Origin of the sequence: Ramlibacter pallidus (assembly GCF_015070875.1) — a bacterium.
Classification (GTDB): Bacteria; Pseudomonadota; Gammaproteobacteria; order Burkholderiales; family Burkholderiaceae_C; genus Ramlibacter; species Ramlibacter pallidus.
Map to the genome: position 1 here is coordinate 1 of NZ_JADDIV010000004.1, position 16,384 is coordinate 16,384.

Here is a 16,384-nt window from a genome sequence, read left to right on the forward strand (position 1 = left end):
CGCCGCCAACGCCTGCACCGGCGCCGGCGCCGGCGCCACCGCCACCGGCACCGCCGCCGACCCCGGCACCGCCGCCGACGCCTGCACCGGCGCCACCACCACCACCACCACCGCCGCCGACGCCTGCACCGGCGCCCGCTCCGCCGCCGCCCCCGGCACCGCCGCCGACGCCGCCGCCGACACCCTGCGCGAACGCGACGCCGAGCGCCCCCGCCAGCGTGGCGGTGAGCAGCGTCATCTGCATCTTCTTCATCTTGCTTTTCATCTTGGCTCCCTGGATGGACCTGACACGTTGATTGGGCCGCCCCGCGCACCACTGCGCGGCGTCGGCGCATGACCCACTCACCCCGCCGCCCGGAAGGATCCGGCACGTAGGTGAAGCAGGTCCATCGTGCGGGGCGCGTCCGCGCGGTTTCGTCGGCACCTCCCCGTGCGCGCTGTACGCGCGCGCCGACAGCTGCAGCCCGCTGCGCACCGACACGGGGCGTGAACGCCGGTAATTCGACACGCCGCATCCACCATGCCTCTGCAGCTATCTTTACAGGAGCGCGCCCGCGTGGAGCGGGCAACCGGTAGCATGCGCGCAGCCGAACTCCGAGGTCCCCGCATGTTCCGTTCCTTCTTCCTCTCGCGCCGCTGGATGCCGTGGTCCGTGCTCGGCACGCTGCTGATCCTCGCGGCGACCTGGTACCGCGTGCAGCTGGACGTGCAGATCAACGAGTGGTTCGGGACGTTCTACGACCTGGTGCAGAAGGCCCTGTCGACGCCGGGCAGCATCACGCTGCCGCAGTACTGGCAGCAGCTGTCCACCTTCCTGTCGATCGCGATGATCTACATCACGGTGGCGGTGCTGGTCGACTTCTTCGTGAAGCACTACGTGTTCCGCTGGCGCCAGGCCATGAACGACTACTACATGGCGTTCTGGCCCAAGCTGCGCACCATCGAAGGCGCCGCGCAGCGGGTGCAGGAGGACACCATGCGCTTCGCGCGGATCGTCGAGAGCCTGGGCGTCGAGCTGATGCGCAGCCTGATGACGCTGGCGGCCTTCCTGCCCATCCTGTGGGGACTCTCGGACAAGATCACGTCGATCCCCGTCATCGGTTCCATCCCGCATTCGCTGGTGTGGGTCTCCATCGGCTGGGCGCTGTTCGGCACCATCCTGCTGGCCGCGACGGGCGTGCTGCTGCCGGGGCTGGAGTTCAACAACCAGCGGGTCGAAGCGGCCTACCGGAAGGAGCTCGTGTACGGCGAAGACCACGCCGACCGCGCCACGCCGGCGGTCGCGGCTTCACTGTTCCAGCACGTGCGGCGCAACTACTTCCGCCTGTTCTTCCACTACCTGTACTTCGACGTCGTGAAGTGGTCCTACCTGCAGGTGAGCGTGCTGGTGCCCCTGATCGCGATGGGGCCCACCATCGCGGCCGGCGTGATCACGCTGGGCGTCATGCAGCAGATCGCCCGTGCCTTCGACAAGGTGACGGAATCCTTCCAGTACCTCGTGCTCAGCTGGGGAACGATCGTGGAACTGATCTCCGTCTACAAGCGGCTGCGCGCCTTCGAGCGGCGCATCCACGACGAGCCGCTCGACGACGCGCTGCCGGGGACGGCCGAGGCCTAGGCGGAGGCCATCGCGCGCAAGGCCTCCGCCGTCGCCGCGTCGGCGGGGAAGAAGGTCTCCAGCGCCAGCTCCTCCAGCGTGACGTCCACCGGGGTGCCGAAGATCGTCACGGTGCTGATGAAGTTCAGGGTGCCCGCCGGCGTGCGCAGGCGGAAGGGCATGGCGACGCCGAGCACCTCGCCGTCCAGCCGGGTGTGCTCGCCGCCTTCGGGAACCGGGTAGGCGCGCAGTTCCTCCAGCAGCGCCTGCAGCGCGGCGTCCCCGGTCACCTGCACCTGCCGCCGCAGCCGCTCGAACAGGTGGTGCCGCCACTGCCCGAGGTTCACGATCTGCGGGGCCAGGCCCTGCGGATGCAGGCTCAGGCGCAGCACGTTCACCGGGGGCTGCAGCAGCGAAGGATCGACGGCGGCCAGCAGCGGGCCCACCATCGCGTTGGACGCCAGCAGGTTCCAGTGCCGGTCGACCGCGAGCGCGGGGTAGGGCTCGTGGCTGCGCAGGATCAGCTGCACGGCCTCGCGCGCCGTCGCCAGCGCCGGATCGTCGAAGGGCCGCTCGCGGTACATGGGCGCGTAGCCGGCCGCGATCAGGAGCGCATTGCGTTCCCGCAGCGGGATGTCCAGCCGCTCGGCGAGGCGCAGCACCATCTCGCGGCTGGGCACCGAGCGGCCGGTCTCCACGAAGCTCAGGTGCCGCGTCGAGATGTCCGCTTCGCCGGCCAGGTCGAGCTGGCTCATGCGGCGCCGCTGGCGCCACTGGCGCAGGTGGTCGCCGAAGGTGAGGCTGGTCCCGGCGGGCGCGGGCGAGGCGAGGGCGAGGTCCATGGCCGCGATGGTAGTCGCGGCCGGGGGCGCCTTCCATGACCTCCGAGGTCATGGACCGGCCGTGGTCCCGCGACGAAAGTGCGGGCCTCACCACCCAAGGAGCTGCCATGAACCTGATCGCCTCCCCCCGCTTCCTTCCCGCCGTGCTCTGGGCCGATGCCGCATCGGGCCTGGCCACCGGTGTCCTGCAGGTGGCGGCCGCGCCGGTGCTCGCCGGCTGGCTGGGCCTGCCGCAGGGGCTGCTGTCCGCCAGCGGCTACGCGCTGTTCGCCTATGCCGCGTTCGCCGCGTGGCTGGCGCGCGGACGGCCCGTGTCCCGGGGTGGCGTCGTCCTGCTGGTCCTGGCCAACCTCGTGTGGGTGGCCGGTTGCGTGGAACTGCTGTTCACGGGGGCCGCCGCCACCTGGCTGGGGCAGGGCTGGCTGCTCGTGCTGGCCGTCGCGGTCGGCGCCCTCGCGGCCCTGGAATGGGCGGGCCTGCGCGGCGCGCGGCGCACGGCCTGGGCCTGACCCGGGGCGGGTCAAGGCGCTTCTTGTATGCTGGCAGGCCCGCGCACCCGCGCCTGCCCGCCGACGAGAGACAGCTTCCATGACCCGCGTTTTCAACTTCAGTCCCGGTCCCGCCACGCTGCCGGAGCCCGTACTGCGCCAGGCCGCGCAGGAGATGCTGGACTGGCGCGGCTCCGGGATGTCGGTGATGGAGATGAGCCACCGCGGCAAGGAGTTCATGTCCATCCACGCGGAGGCCGAGGCGACCCTGCGCGAACTGCTGGCCATCCCCGCGAACTACAAGGTCCTGTTCATGCAGGGCGGCGCGATCGGCGAGAACGCGATCGTGCCCATGAACCTGATCGGCCGCACCGGCCGCGCCGACTACGTGCTCACCGGCGACTGGTCGAAGAAGTCGTACAAGGAAGCGCGGAACTTCGGCACGGTCAACGTTGCCGCCACCGCCGAATCCTCGAAGTTCACGGCCATCCCGGAGCAGGCCGCGTGGAAGCTGGACCCCGGCGCCTCCTACGTGCACATCTGCTCCAACGAGACCATCGGCGGCGTGCAGTTCCACTGGACCCCCGACACGGCCGGCGTGCCGCTGGTGGCCGACATGTCCTCGGACATCCTGTCGCGGGCCCTCGACGTGTCGAAGTACGGCCTGATCTACGCCGGCGCGCAGAAGAACATGGGTCCGTCCGGCCTCACCGTGGTCATCGTGCGCGAAGACCTGCTGGGACACGCGCTGCCCGTGACGCCTTCGGCCTTCAACTACAAGACGCAGGCCGAGAACGACTCGATGTACAACACGCCGCCCACCTACGCGATCTACATCATGGGCCTGGTGCTCCAGCACGTGAAGGCCACGGGCGGGATGCCGGCGGTGGAAGAGCACAACCGGGCCAAGGCGCGCCTGCTCTACGACTTCCTGGACGGCAGCAGCTTCTACCGCAACCCCGTCGCGAAGGAAGACCGCTCGCTGATGAACGTGCCGTTCTGGCTGAAGGACGCCGCGCTGGACGAAGCCTTCCTGAAAGGCGCGCAGGCCCGCGGGATGATCCAGCTGAAGGGCCACCGGTCCGTGGGCGGCATGCGTGCCTCGATCTACAACGCCATGCCGACCGAGGGCGTGCAGGCGCTGGTGCAGTACATGAAGGAATTCGAGAGCCAGCATGGCTGAGGGGCCTTTCGGGATCCTGGTTCTCAACCAGATCTCGAAATCTGGCCTCGAGCGGCTGCCTGCCGGCCGCTACCTCACGGGCAAGGACCTCGCGGCGCCCGACGCCATCCTGGTCCGCTCCGCCGACCTGCACGGCACGCAGATCCCGCCAAGCGTCTGCGCCGTCGCCCGCGCCGGCGCGGGCACCAACAACATCCCGGTGCAGGCGCTCAGCGCCCGCGGCATTCCGGTGTTCACGGCCCCCGGCGGCAACGCCAATGCGGTCAAGGAGCTCGTCCTCGCCGGCATGCTGATGGCGGCGCGCAACCTGGGCGCGGCCCAGCGCTTCGTCGACGGGCTCGATGCGGGGCGTGCCGACCTGGAACAGGCCATCGAGGACGGCAAGAAGGCGTTCGCCGGGTTCGAACTCGCCGGCCAGACCCTGGGCGTGATCGGCCTCGGCAAGGTCGGCAGCATGGTCGCCGATGCCGCCATCAAGCTCGGCATGCAGGTGATGGGCTACGACCCGGAGATCACGGTCGATGCGGCCTGGAGCCTGCCCTCGCAGGTGCAGCGCGCCGCCAGCGTCGAGGACGTGCTGAAGAACGCGCGGCTGGTGAGCCTGCACGTGCCGCTGGTGCCGGCCACGCGCCACCTGGTGCACGCCGAGAACCTGCGGCTGATGCAGCCCGAGGGCGTGCTGCTGAACTTCTCGCGGCAAGGCGTCGTGGACGATGCCGCTGCGATGGCCGCGCTGGACGGCCGCCAGCTCGGCGCGTACGTCTGCGACTTCCCGCATGCGGCGATCCTGCGGCACCCGCGGGTGATCGCGCTGCCGCACCTGGGCGCCTCCACGCGCGAGGCCGAGGAGAACTGCGCGGTCATGGTGGTGGACCAGCTGCGCGACTTCCTCGAGCATGGCAACGTGCGCAATGCGGTCAACTTTCCGGCGGTCAGCATGCGCCGCGAGTCTTCCTGGCGGGTCGCCATCGCCAACTCCAACGTGCCCAACATGCTCGGCCAGATCTCCACCGCCATGGCGCAGGCGGGGCTGAACATCCACAAGATGGTCAACAACTCGCGGGGCGAGATGGCCTACACCCTGGTCGACGTCGATTCCGCGGTCGCCGCCGATGTGCTGGACCGCTTGCGGGCCATCGCAGGCGTGCTGGCGGTGCGTTACCTGCCGCTACCGGCCTGAGCCGCCCCTGCGCGCCCGCCGGCTGGCGACTGGCGGCACAATGGCCCAAAGCAACAACGAGAGGCCGAGCATGAACAACACCTTCGCCAACACACTCCAGACCTTCAAGGCCGGGCTGGGCAAGAGCGGCAGGTTCTACTCCCTGCCCGAGCTCGCCAAGACCTTCCCCAACGTCCGCCGCCTGCCGTTCTCGATGCGCATCGTGCTCGAGTCGGTGCTGCGCAACTGCGACGGCCGCAAGGTCACGGCCGAGCACGTGGCGCAGGTCGCCAACTGGCAGCCGAACGCCGAGCGCACGGACGAGATCCCCTTCACCGTGGCCCGCGTGGTGCTGCAGGACTTCACCGGCGTGCCGCTGCTGGCCGACCTGGCGGCCATGCGCAGCGCCGCCCAGCGGCTGGGCAAGGACGTGGGCCGCATCGAGCCGCTGGTGCCGGTCGACCTGGTCGTCGACCATTCGATCATGGTCGACCACTACGGGACGAAGGACGCCATCGACCTCAACATGCAGCTGGAGTTCCGCCGCAACCGCGAGCGCTACCAGTTCATGAAGTGGGGCATGCAGGCCTTCAAGACCTTCGGCGTGGTCCCGCCCGGCTTCGGCATCGTGCACCAGGTGAACCTGGAGTACCTGGCGCGCGGTGTCCACCAGCGCGACGACGGCGTCTGCTACTTCGACTCGCTGGTCGGCACCGACAGCCACACGACGATGATCAACGGCATCGGCGTGGTGGGATGGGGCGTGGGCGGCATCGAAGGCGAGGCGGCGATGCTCGGCCAGCCGGTGTACTTCCTCACCCCCGACGTCGTCGGCTTCGAACTCACCGGCAAGCTGCGCGAAGGCTGCACCGCCACCGACCTGGTGCTCACGGTCACCGAGATCCTGCGCAAGCACAAGGTCGTCGGCAAGTTCGTCGAGTTCTTCGGCGAGGGCACGCGCAACATCGCGGTGCCGGACCGCGCCACCATCGGCAACATGGCGCCCGAGTACGGCGCCACCATGGGCTTCTTCCCGGTCGACGAGCGCACCCTGGAGTACTTCGAGGGCACGGGGCGCAGCAAGGACCAGATCAAGTACCTCGAGGCCTACTGCAAGGCGCAGGGGATGTTCGGCGTGCCGATGCCTGGCGACATCGACTACTCGCAGGTGGTGCGGCTGGACCTGGGCGACGTCACGCCCAGCCTGTCGGGCCCGAAGCGTCCGCAGGACCGTATCGAGCTCGGCAAGGTGGCCAGCACGTTCACCAGCCTGTTCTCCAGGCCGGTCCAGGAGAACGGCTTCAACCAGTCGGCCGACGTGCTGCTGACGCGCCACCTGGTGCAGCGGCCCGGCATCGAGAAGATGGACGAGCGCCTGCCGGCCGACAACCCGCCGGTGCCGATCGGCGCGCCGCGTTTCGAGCGCGAGATGCAGGACAACAAGCCGACGCTCCCGGCGGCGCATGCCATGTCGGTGCCGCACGTGGAGGTGGGCGACATCACCATCGGCAACGGCGACGTGCTGATCGCGGCCATCACCAGCTGCACCAACACGTCGAACCCGGGCGTGATGCTCGCCGCCGGCCTGCTGGCGAAGAAGGCCGTGGAGAAGGGCCTGAAGGTCAAGCCGCACATCAAGACCTCGCTCGCCCCCGGCTCGCGCATGGTCACCGAGTACCTGCAGGACGCGAAGCTGCTGCCGTACCTGGAGCAGCTGGGCTTCACCCTGGCCGGCTACGGCTGCACCACCTGCATCGGCAACTCGGGCGACCTCACGCCGGAGATCAACGAGGCGATCAGCCAGAGCGACCTGGTGTGCGCCGCCGTGCTCTCCGGCAACCGCAACTTCGAGGCGCGTATCCACCCGAACATCAAGGCGAACTTCCTGGCGAGCCCGCCGCTCGTGGTGGCGTACGCGCTCGCCGGCACGGTGCTGAAGGACCTGATGACCGAGCCGGTGGGGCAGGGCGCCGACGGCAAGGACGTCTGGCTCGGCGACATCTGGCCGACCAGCGACGAGATCCACAAGTTGATGCGGCACGCCATGAACGCCAAGGGCTACCGCAACAACTACGGCAAGGTGAAGAGCGACCCCGGCGAGCTGTGGGGCGGCATCCAGGGCGTTTCGGGTGCCACCTACAACTGGCCGACCAGCACGTACATCGCGGAGCCACCGTTCTTCGCCGACTTCGCGATGGAGCCGCCGGCCGCGAAGCCGGTGCAGTCGGCCGTGGGCGGCTCGCCGCAGGCGATCCGCGACGCCCGCATCATGGCCCTGTTCGGCGACTCGATCACCACCGACCACATCTCTCCTGCCGGCTCCATCAAGGACACCTCGCCCGCGGGCAGGTGGCTGCTGGAGCACGGTGTGCAGAAGCCCGACTTCAACAGCTACGGCTCGCGCCGCGGCAACCATGAAGTGATGATGCGGGGCACCTTCGCCAACGTGCGCATCAAGAACCTGATGCTGCCGCCGGGGCCGGACGGCTCGCGCGAGGAGGGCGGACTCACGCTGTACCGCCACCCGGATGGCCGGGCCGAGAAGATGTTCATCTACGACGCGGCGATGAAGTACATCGCGGAGAACCGCGCCACCGTGATCCTGGCGGGCGAGGAGTACGGCACCGGCTCGTCGCGCGACTGGGCGGCCAAGGGCACCCAGCTGCTCGGCATCAAGGCGGTGGTGGCACGCAGCTTCGAGCGCATCCACCGCAGCAACCTGGTCGGCATGGGCGTGCTGCCTCTGCAGTTCCAGGGCGACATGAGCTGGCAGGCGCTGGGCCTCACGGGCGAGGAAGTGATCGACATCGAGCCGGACCCGCAGCTGCGTCCGCAAAGCCAGGCCGCGATGGTGATCCGCCGGCCGGACGGCTCGCGGCAGGAGGTCAAGCTGACGCTGCGCATCGACACGGCGATCGAGGTCGACTACTACCGCCACGGCGGCATCCTGCCCTACGTGCTCCGACAGCTCCTGGCGTGAGCCGGGAAGCCGCAGCGTGAGCCGCGAACTGCTGGTCGCGGGCGGCGGGATCGGCGGGCTCGCCGCCGCGACGGCCGCGCGCCACGCCGGATGGGAGGCCCGCCTGCTGGAGCAGTCCGTGACCTTCGCCGAAGGCGGGGCCGGCATCCAGCTCGGGCCCAACGTCGTCCGCATCCTGCGCGAATGGGACCTGCTGCAGGGCGAGTTGCAGCAGCAGGTCTTCGCGCCGCAGCGGCTGCGCGTGCGCGACGGCGTGGATGGCGGCGAACTCGCGTCGCTGCCCCTCGCGGACATGGAGCAGCGTTACGGCGCCCCCTACCTCACGGTCCATCGCGCGGACCTGCATGCTGCACTGCTCGTCGCCGCCCGTGCGCAGGGCGTGCGCCTGCACACCGCGCGCAAGGTGACGGCGCTCGCGGAGCAGGAGGCGCTGGTGCGCGTGAGTGCCAGGGGCGGCGCCGACATGGAGGCCGAGGCGGTGGTGCTGGCGGAAGGCCTGTGGAGCGAATCGCGCAGCCTGGTCGCCGGCAATGGCGCGCCGCGGCCCACCGGGCACCTGGCCTACCGCGGGCTGGTGCGGCAAGCGGACCTGCCGCCGCCGCTGCGCAGCCACGAGGTTTCGGTCTGGCTCGCGCCGCGCATGCACCTGGTGACCTATCCGGTGCGCGGGGGGGATGTCCTCAACGCGGTCTGCCTCGTCGAGGGCCAGGTGCCCGGCGACCCGCGCGGCTGGGACCATCTCGCCGTGCGCTCCGAACTCGAAGCCGTGCTCGGTCCCGTTTGCGCCGGGGTGCGCGAGCAGCTCGCGGCGGTCCCGGAGTGGCGCCTGTGGGTGCTGCACGATCGCCCGCCGGTGCGCTCCGCCGACGAACTGGCGCGGGGCCGTATCGCGCTGCTGGGCGACACCGCGCATCCCATGCTGCCCTACCTGGCGCAGGGCGCGGGCATGGCGATCGAGGATGCGCGCGAACTGCAGCGGGTGCTGGCGATCGCCGACGACCGCATCGTCGATGTGCCGACCGCCTTCCGCCGCTACGCGCTCAACCGCTACCAGCGCGTCGGGCGCGTGCACGAGCGGTCCTTGCGCAACGCCACGATCTTCCATGCGGACGGCCTGCTGCGCCGCGCGCGCAATGCGGGCCTGCGCATGCTGGGCGCGCGGCTGCTGGACCAGCCCTGGCTGTACGGAGCCTAGAGCTCCGTGCGCAGCTGCCAGATCTCCGGGAACAGCACCACGTCCAGCATCTTGCGCAGGTAGCTCACGCCGCCGGTGCCGCCGGTGCCGCGCTTGAAGCCGATCACGCGCTCCACGGTGGTGACGTGGCGGAAGCGCCAGAGGCGGAAGGCATCTTCCAGGTCGGTGAGCTCTTCGCCGAGCTGGTAGAGGTCCCAGTTCGCGTCGGGCTTGCGGTACACCTGCAGCCAAGCCTGCTCCACTTCCTTGCTCGACTCGTAGCCCTGGGTCCAGTCGCGTTCGACGTGCGACGCCGGGACCGGCAGTCCGCGCCGCGCCAGCAGGCGCAGCGCTTCGTCGTACAAGGACGGCGCTTCGTAGGCCGCCTGCACGACGGCCAGCCGTCCGGCGTGGTGCTCGTGCGGCTTGAGCATCGCCGCGTTCTTGTTGCCCAGGCGGAATTCGATGCAGCGGTACTGCCAGCTCTGGAAGCCGCTGGAGCTGGCGAGGTAGGGGCGGATCGCGCTGTACTCCGGCGGTGTCATCGTCGCCAGAACGTCCCAGGCGTGGACCAGCTGCTCCATGATCCGCGACACGCGCGCCAGCATCTTGAAGGCCGGCGGCAGCTCGTCGCGCGAGACCGCGGCGATCGCCGCGCCGAGCTCGTGCAGCATCAGCTTCATCCACAGCTCGCTGGTCTGGTGCTGCACGATGAACAGCATCTCGTTGTGCTCGGGCGAGAGCGGCTTCTGCGCGTTCAGGATCGCATCGAGTTGCAGGTAGTCGCCGTAGCTCATGTCGCGGCTGAAATCCAACTGCGCGCGCTCGGACTGGACGATCTCTTCGGGTTTGGGCGTGCTCATGTTCAGGTCACCGCGTGCTGGCGGTTGAATTCGGGGCCGCGCCACTCGCCGCTTTCCAGCACCTGGCGCAGGTGTTCGGCGGCGTTCCACACGTCCTCGAAGCCGACGTACAGCGGCGTGAAGCCGAACCGCAGGATGTCGGGCCGGCCGGCGCGGAAATCGCCGATCACGCCGCGGGCGATGAGCGCCTGCACGATCGCGTAGGCGCCTTCCTCGCGCGTGAGGCACACCTGCGAGCCGCGCAGGGCGTGCTCGCGCGGGGTCGCGAGGCCCAGTCCGTGGCCGGCGCAGCGCTCTTCCACCAGCGCGATGAACAGGTCGGTGAGCGCGAGCGACTTGCGGCGCAGCGCCGGGATGCCGCCCAGCGGCTCCGCCGCGAGGAAGGCGTCGAGCCCGCATTCCAGCGCCGTCATGCTCAGCACCGGCTGCGTGCCGCACAGGTAGCGTGCGATGCCGGGGGCAGGGCGGTAGTCGGGCGTGAAGGCGAACGGCGCCGCATGGCCCCACCAGCCGGAAAGCGGCTGCCAGAAGCGGTCGGCGTGGCGCGGATGCACCCAGACGAAGGCCGGTGCGCCCGGGCCGCCATTGAGGTACTTGTAGCCGCAGCCCACGGCGAAGTCGGCACCGGCCCCGCGCAGGTCCACTTCGACGGCACCCGCGCTGTGCGCCAGGTCCCAGACCACCAGCGCGCCGGCAGCGTGCGCCGCACGCGTGACGGCCGCCATGTCGTGCATCGCGCCGGTGCGGTAGTTCACGTGCGTGAGCATCAGCACCGCGGTGTCGGCGCCCAGGGCGCCGGCGATCTCGTGCGGCTCCAGCAGGCGCAGTTCGCAGCCGCGCTCGCGGCACAGGCCTTCGGCGATGTACAGGTCGGTGGGGAAGTTGCTGCGTTCGCTGAGCACCACGCGGCGCGCCGGCGCATCGGCCGCGACCATGGACAGCGCGGCGCTCAGCACCTTGAACAGGTTGACGGAGGTGCTGTCGGTGGCGACCACTTCGCCCGGCCCGGCGCCGATGACGCGGGCGATCTTGTCGCCCAGGCGCTGCGGCATCTCGAACCAGCCGGCGCTGTTCCAGGAGCGGATCAGCCCCTGGCCCCATTCCTCCCGCACGGCGCGGGCGATGCGTTCCGGCGCGGCCTTCGGCAGCGGGCCGAGGGAGTTGCCATCGAGGTAGATGATGCCTTCCGGCAGCGTGAAGAGCTCGCGCAGGGCACGCAGCGGGTCCTGCGCGTCGAGTGCGCGGCAGTCAGCAAGCGTCGTCATGCCGCCAGCTCCCGCAGCACGGCGCGCACGGGCGAGGCGTCGGCGGTCATCAGTTTGAGAGGCAGGGCGATCAGTTCGTAGTCGCCTTCGGGCACGTCGTCGAGCACCAGGTTCTCCAGCACGCGCAGCCCGCGCCGGCGGACCACCTGGTGGCTGTCGAGGGTCTTGCTCTCGGCGGGGTCGATGCTGGCCGTGTCGATGCCGACCAGGCGCACGCCGGCGTCCGCCAGCCGCTCGATCGTCTCCGGCGCGAAGGCCGCGAGCTGCGGATCCCAGCGGTCCACCGGCGCGCGGGCGTAGGTGCGCACCAGCACGCGCGGCGGCAGGCCGTCCACCGCGTGCGCGATCTGTTCCCACGTGACCAGCGGGCCCTTCGCGATCGCGTGGATCACGCGGCAGGCGCCGAGATACGTGTCGAGCGGGAGCGCGCCGACGGGCACGCCTTGCGGGTCGTAGTGCAGCGGCGCGTCGGCGTGCGCGCCCACGTGGGGCGACAGCGTGAGCGTGCTCACGTTCACCGGGCAGCCGGGCGCGATGCTCGCGGCCCATTGCTGCCGGTAGGGGGTGTCGCCGGGGAAGACCGGCGCGCCTTCCTGCACCGGCGGAGAGATGTCCCAGAGTCTTCGCATGCGCGAAAGTGTGCGCCGCGCGTTTTGGCCGTGGTGTCGGTTCGTTCCAACACCGCGCAATTATTTCAGGCCTAAAGCATCGGGCCTTCGAGCGGCGGCAGGCCGTGGCGCGCACGGGCTTTCTCGCAGCCGTAGCTGCCGGGCTCCAGCTCGCGGCAGGGGTTGGGCCGCCATTCGTAGATGCCGCAGGCGGCGCGTTCGCCCACCTTGCCCGTGAGCGCCGCGCAGCGGATCGGCACGTGGTCGGTGCCGCGCATGCGCCAGGTGTTGCCGGTCACCTCCACCGCGAGCCCGGCGGGCACGCGGCCCCCTTCGCTGTCGAGTTCGTAGACGGCGAAGTCCACGCGGTAGGCGGCGCAGCAGGCGCCGCAGCGCAGGCAGGGGTGGTCGGGGTCGGACATACGGTCGTCAACGGCAGGAGTGGCGCGCGCGTTGCGGCAAGGCTGTATGCAAATACAGCTATCCACCACCCCCAAGGAGGCATCCATGGAACTGCAGATCGCGCGCCAGATTATCGACACCCTCGCGCAGGGCATCCATCCCGTCACCGGCGAGGCCATGCCGGAAGACAGCCCTTACAACGCCCCGCCCGTCATCCGGGCGCTGCACGCGGTGTCGCGCGCGCTCGAGGGGGACGGTGCCGGGCCGTCCGCGCCGGCCAAGGTGCGGCGTGCCGCGCCGCCGAACGCGGGCAAGGCCTGGACGGCCCAGGAAGACGCCGCGCTGGAGACCGCCTTCGACGCCGGCATCGCGCTCCGGCAGGTCGCGCAGGAACTGGGCCGCACCACCTTCGCCGTCGAACAGCGTCTGGTGAAGCTGGGGAAGGTCGCCGCACCGCCCGGCGGCGGCCGCTACGCCGCGGGCGCTGCGGCCAACTAGGCTCAGCCCGTCACCTTGCCGAGCAGGAGGTACTCCATCAGCGCCTTCTGCACGTGCATGCGGTTCTCCGCTTCGTCCCACACCACCGACTGCGGGCCGTCGATCACGTCGGCCTCGACCTCCTCGCCGCGGTGCGCCGGCAGGCAGTGCATGAAGAGCGCGTCCGGCTTGGCGACCTTCATCATCTCGGTGTCCACGCACCACTCGGCGAAGGCCTTGCGGCGCTGCTCGTTCTCGGCCTCGAAGCCCATGCTGGTCCACACGTCGGTGGTCACCAGGTCGGCACCGCGGCAGGCTTCCATCGGGTCGCGGAAGACCTTGTAGCTGTCGCTGCTGCGGATGCCCGCGATGTCCTGGTCGACCTCGTAGCCGGTGGGCGTGCTCACGTGCACCGTGAAGCCCAGCAGCTCGGCGGCCTGCAGCCAGGTGTTGGCCATGTTGTTGCCGTCGCCGACCCAGGCCACCACGCGGCCCCTGATCGAGCCGCGGTGCTCGATGAAGGTGAAGATGTCCGCCAGGATCTGGCAGGGATGGAACTCGTTGGTGAGGCCGTTGATCACCGGCACGCGCGAGTGCTCGGCGAAGCGCTCGATCTTGTCCTGCCCGAAAGTGCGGATCATCACCAGGTCGACCATGCGGCTGATCACCTTGGCGCTGTCCTCGATCGGCTCGGCGCGGCCGAGCTGGCTGTCGCCGGTGGTGAGGTGCACCACCGAGCCGCCCAGCTGGTACATGCCGGCCTCGAAGCTCACCCGGGTGCGCGTCGAGGCCTTCTCGAAGATCATCGCCAGCGTGCGGTCGGCCAGCGGATGGTACTTCTCGTAGTTCTTGAACTTGCGCTTGATCACCGCGGCACGCTGGAACACCCACTCGTGCTCCTCGGTGCTGAAGTCGCTGAACTGCAGGAAATGGCGGATCGGCATGGTCATTCCGCGAGGAAACCCTTCACCAGCGGCGCGAGGATGGCGACGATCTCGTCGGCCTGGGCCTGCGTCAGGATCAGCGGCGGCAACAGGCGCACGACGGTGTCCGCGGTGACGCTGATCATCAATCCGGCATCGGCGGCACGCTGCGTCAGCACGCTGCACGGCCTGGCGAGCTCGAGGCCGAGCATCAGGCCCTGGCCGCGGATCTCGACCACGCCCTTGGCGCCGCCGAGTTCGCGGGCAAGCGCGCCCTTGAGGTGGGCGCCGACGCGCGACGCGTTCTCGAGCAGGCCTTCCTCCTCCATGATGCGGATCGTCTCGACCCCCGCGCGCATCGCCAGCGGGTTGCCGCCGAAGGTGGTGCCGTGGTTGCCGGGCTGGAACAGGTTGGCGGCGCGCGGGCCCGCCACGACGGCGGCCACCGGCACGCCGGAGCCCAGGCCCTTGGCCAGCGGCATCACGTCCGGCACGATGCCGGCCCACTGGTGGGCGAACCACTTGCCGGTGCGGCCCATGCCGCACTGGACCTCGTCGATCATCAGCAGCCAGTCCTTCTGGTCGCAGAGTTCCCGCACCTTCTGCAGGTAGTCGGCGCGCATCTGGTTGATGCCGCCTTCGCCCTGGATGGTCTCGAAGAACACGGCCACCACGTTCGGGTTGCCGTCGGTCGCGGCGCGCAGGGCGGCGATGTCGTTCAGCGGCACGCGGATGAAGCCTTCCACCAGCGGGCCGAAGCCCTTCTGCACCTTCTCGTTGCCGGTGGCCGACAGCGTGGCAATGCTGCGGCCGTGGAAGGCCTTCTCGTAGACGACGATCTGCGGCTTCTCGATGCCCCGGTCGTGGCCGAACTTGCGCGCCAGCTTGATGGCGGCCTCGTTCGCCTCCAGCCCGGTCGAGCCGAAGAACACGTTGCTCATGCCGGACAGCTCGACCAGCTTGGCCGCCAGCTTCTCCTGGTTCGGCACGTGGTAGTAGTTGCTGCTGTGGATGATCCTGGCCACCTGGTCCTGCAGGGCAGGCACCAGCTTCGGGTGGTTGTGGCCGAGGGTGTTGACGGCGATGCCGGCCAGCGCGTCGAGGTATCGCTTGCCGTTCACGTCCCACAGGTACACGCCGTCGCCGTGCGACAGCGCGATCGGCAGCCGCCCGTAGGTGTTCATGGTGTGGGGCGATGCCGCCTCGATGTGAGCCATTGCGCGCTTCCTCGTCGTCACAAATGAAAGCGGCTCAACGTGGTGTGAGCCGTTGGAGCACGATTGTAGGCACACGCATTGCGTGGCTTGTTTGAGAATTCCGCATCACACCGATGCGCCCCGACAGCCTGCCGACAGGTGCGCGGTGTCCAATCCGGCTGCAACTCTTATATAAGATAGAATACTTGTGCGCCGCAGCAAGCCACCCTTGCCACCGGCGCCAGAGCAACCCACCCATGGTCTCCAGCAACGCCAAGGAAGTGTTCATCCAGGGGGTCACCCGGGATGGACGCACGTTTCGTCCCAGCGACTGGGCGGAGCGCCTTGCCGGCGTCATGAGCTCTTTCCGCCCGGGCGGCGCCCAGCCCGGCAGCCACCTCAGCTACTCACCCTGGTGCGTGCCGACCGTCATCAACGGCATCAAGTGCGTGATCGTCCACAGCGACCTGCGTTCCCACGAGCCGATGGCCTGGGACTTCGTCCTGAACTTCGCCAAGGACAACGACCTGCAGGTGGGCGAGGCGTGCCTGCTGCCGGAGCGGGACAAGTAAGGTCTTGCGTCATTCCCGCGCAGGCGGGAATCCAGGGCTCCCGCACCGTGGGCCGCAGGCCCGCTCCAGACGCACCCCGAATGCGGAAGCCCTGGATCCCCGCCTCCGCGGGGATGACGGGCGCTGTGGATCGGATCGACCAACAAAAAACCGCCCGAAGGCGGTTCTTGCTTTTTGCTTTGCTGGCAGCGCACCCGGTTCAAACGGCGTGGGGCTCGCGCCTCACGGGCTGGACCTGACGCTGTGGTGTCAGGCGGCGGCGGCTTGAAGGCCCTTGACCTTCGCCGAGAGGCGGCTCTTGTCGCGAGCGGCCTTGTTCTTGTGGAAGATGCCCTTGTCGGCAACCGTGTCCACGATGGATTGGGCCTTGGCGAAGAGTTCGGTCGCCTTGGCCTTGTCGCCCGCGGCGACGGCCTTCTCGACGTTCTTCACCGCGGTGCGGTACTTGGAGCGCAGGGACGTGTTGGCAGCGTTGAGCTTCACGTCCTGGCGGGCGCGCTTGCGGCCGGAGGCCAGGCGCGGGTTCTTCTTCTTGGGTTTTCCAGAAGCCATTGATGTTCCTTAGGTGTCTGAGGATGATGCCAGCAAAGCCCGCGATTATAGCCCGGCCCCTTGACCCCGCCCTCCAGTGGGGAACCCGCGGCTACACTCGCCG

General features: G+C 69.5%; 17 protein-coding genes. 8 read left to right on the forward strand and 9 right to left on the reverse strand.

Annotated features, from left to right (window positions below; all coding sequences use genetic code 11):
- Positions 1-265 (reverse strand): hypothetical protein (locus IM787_RS13105; RefSeq protein ID WP_193677133.1); only part of this gene is annotated, 265 nt, incomplete at its 3' end.
- Positions 266-607: 342 nt separating this feature from the next.
- On the opposite strand from IM787_RS13105, the gene sbmA reads away from it, so the two are divergent.
- A complete protein-coding gene (gene sbmA / locus IM787_RS13110) occupies positions 608-1,618 on the forward strand; it encodes a peptide antibiotic transporter SbmA (protein ID WP_193677134.1) in 1,011 nt (336 codons plus the stop codon).
- Here the strand turns inward: sbmA and IM787_RS13115 are convergent.
- A complete protein-coding gene (locus IM787_RS13115) occupies positions 1,615-2,439 on the reverse strand; it encodes a helix-turn-helix domain-containing protein (RefSeq protein ID WP_193677135.1) in 825 nt (274 codons plus the stop codon). The genes sbmA and IM787_RS13115 overlap by 4 nt on opposite strands.
- 107 nt (positions 2,440-2,546) lie before the next feature.
- Between IM787_RS13115 and IM787_RS13120 the strand changes: the two genes are divergently transcribed.
- The 5 genes from IM787_RS13120 to IM787_RS13140 all read left to right on the forward strand — a co-directional run bounded on the left by IM787_RS13120 (position 2,547) and on the right by IM787_RS13140 (position 9,444).
- Positions 2,547-2,948 carry a hypothetical protein gene (locus IM787_RS13120; protein WP_193677136.1) on the forward strand — a complete coding sequence of 134 codons (402 nt, stop codon included), beginning with the start codon at positions 2,547-2,549 and terminating at the stop codon, positions 2,946-2,948.
- Positions 2,949-3,027: 79 nt separating this feature from the next.
- Entirely contained in the window at positions 3,028-4,110 is a 1,083-nt protein-coding gene (gene serC, locus IM787_RS13125) for a 3-phosphoserine/phosphohydroxythreonine transaminase (RefSeq protein WP_193677137.1), read from the forward strand.
- A complete protein-coding gene (locus tag IM787_RS13130; protein ID WP_193677138.1) occupies positions 4,103-5,290 on the forward strand; it encodes a phosphoglycerate dehydrogenase in 1,188 nt (395 codons plus the stop codon). Before serC ends, IM787_RS13130 begins: the two co-directional genes overlap by 8 nt.
- 40 nt (positions 5,291-5,330) lie before the next feature.
- Positions 5,331-8,249: an aconitate hydratase gene (locus IM787_RS13135; protein WP_193677139.1), complete on the forward strand. Its 2,919-nt coding sequence runs from the start codon at positions 5,331-5,333 to the stop codon at positions 8,247-8,249.
- 16 nt (positions 8,250-8,265) lie between these two features.
- On the forward strand, positions 8,266-9,444 hold the full coding sequence (locus IM787_RS13140; RefSeq protein ID WP_193677140.1) for an FAD-dependent oxidoreductase: 1,179 nt from the start codon (positions 8,266-8,268) through the stop codon (positions 9,442-9,444).
- On the opposite strand, the gene kynA is transcribed toward IM787_RS13140, so the two are convergent.
- From kynA to IM787_RS13160, 4 genes are all read right to left on the reverse strand, one after another.
- Positions 9,441-10,286: a tryptophan 2,3-dioxygenase gene (gene kynA, locus IM787_RS13145; RefSeq protein WP_193677141.1), complete on the reverse strand. Its 846-nt coding sequence runs from the start codon at positions 10,284-10,286 to the stop codon at positions 9,441-9,443. The genes IM787_RS13140 and kynA overlap by 4 nt on opposite strands.
- Positions 10,287-10,288: 2 nt before the next feature.
- Positions 10,289-11,551: a kynureninase gene (gene kynU / locus IM787_RS13150; protein WP_193677142.1), complete on the reverse strand. Its 1,263-nt coding sequence runs from the start codon at positions 11,549-11,551 to the stop codon at positions 10,289-10,291.
- On the reverse strand, positions 11,548-12,180 hold the full coding sequence (kynB, locus tag IM787_RS13155) for an arylformamidase (RefSeq protein ID WP_193677143.1): 633 nt from the start codon (positions 12,178-12,180) through the stop codon (positions 11,548-11,550). The genes kynU and kynB overlap by 4 nt, the downstream gene beginning before the upstream one ends.
- A gap of 71 nt (positions 12,181-12,251) precedes the next feature.
- Positions 12,252-12,581 (reverse strand): YkgJ family cysteine cluster protein, encoded by a 330-nt coding sequence (locus IM787_RS13160; protein WP_193677144.1) that lies wholly within the window; start codon positions 12,579-12,581, stop codon positions 12,252-12,254.
- Positions 12,582-12,666: 85 nt separating this feature from the next.
- Between IM787_RS13160 and IM787_RS13165 the strand changes: the two genes are divergently transcribed.
- Positions 12,667-13,059 (forward strand): hypothetical protein, encoded by a 393-nt coding sequence (locus IM787_RS13165; protein ID WP_193677145.1) that lies wholly within the window; start codon positions 12,667-12,669, stop codon positions 13,057-13,059.
- Positions 13,060-13,061: 2 nt separating this feature from the next.
- Here IM787_RS13165 and argF read toward each other — a convergent pair whose 3' ends face one another.
- Entirely contained in the window at positions 13,062-13,982 is a 921-nt protein-coding gene (gene argF / locus IM787_RS13170; RefSeq protein WP_435531166.1) for an ornithine carbamoyltransferase, read from the reverse strand.
- A 2-nt stretch (positions 13,983-13,984) separates the two neighbouring features.
- Entirely contained in the window at positions 13,985-15,178 is a 1,194-nt protein-coding gene (locus IM787_RS13175; protein ID WP_193677147.1) for an aspartate aminotransferase family protein, read from the reverse strand.
- A gap of 236 nt (positions 15,179-15,414) precedes the next feature.
- Here IM787_RS13175 and IM787_RS13180 point away from each other — a divergent pair, with 236 nt between their 5' ends.
- The gene (locus IM787_RS13180; protein ID WP_193677148.1) at positions 15,415-15,729 is read left to right on the forward strand and encodes a DUF3579 domain-containing protein; all 315 of its coding nucleotides are present in this window, start codon (positions 15,415-15,417) and stop codon (positions 15,727-15,729) included.
- Between the two features lie 249 nt (positions 15,730-15,978).
- Here IM787_RS13180 and rpsT read toward each other — a convergent pair whose 3' ends face one another.
- Positions 15,979-16,281, reverse strand: coding sequence for a 30S ribosomal protein S20 (gene rpsT / locus IM787_RS13185; protein WP_193677149.1), 303 nt, complete (start codon positions 16,279-16,281; stop codon positions 15,979-15,981).
- Between the last annotated feature and the right edge of the window lie 103 nt (positions 16,282-16,384).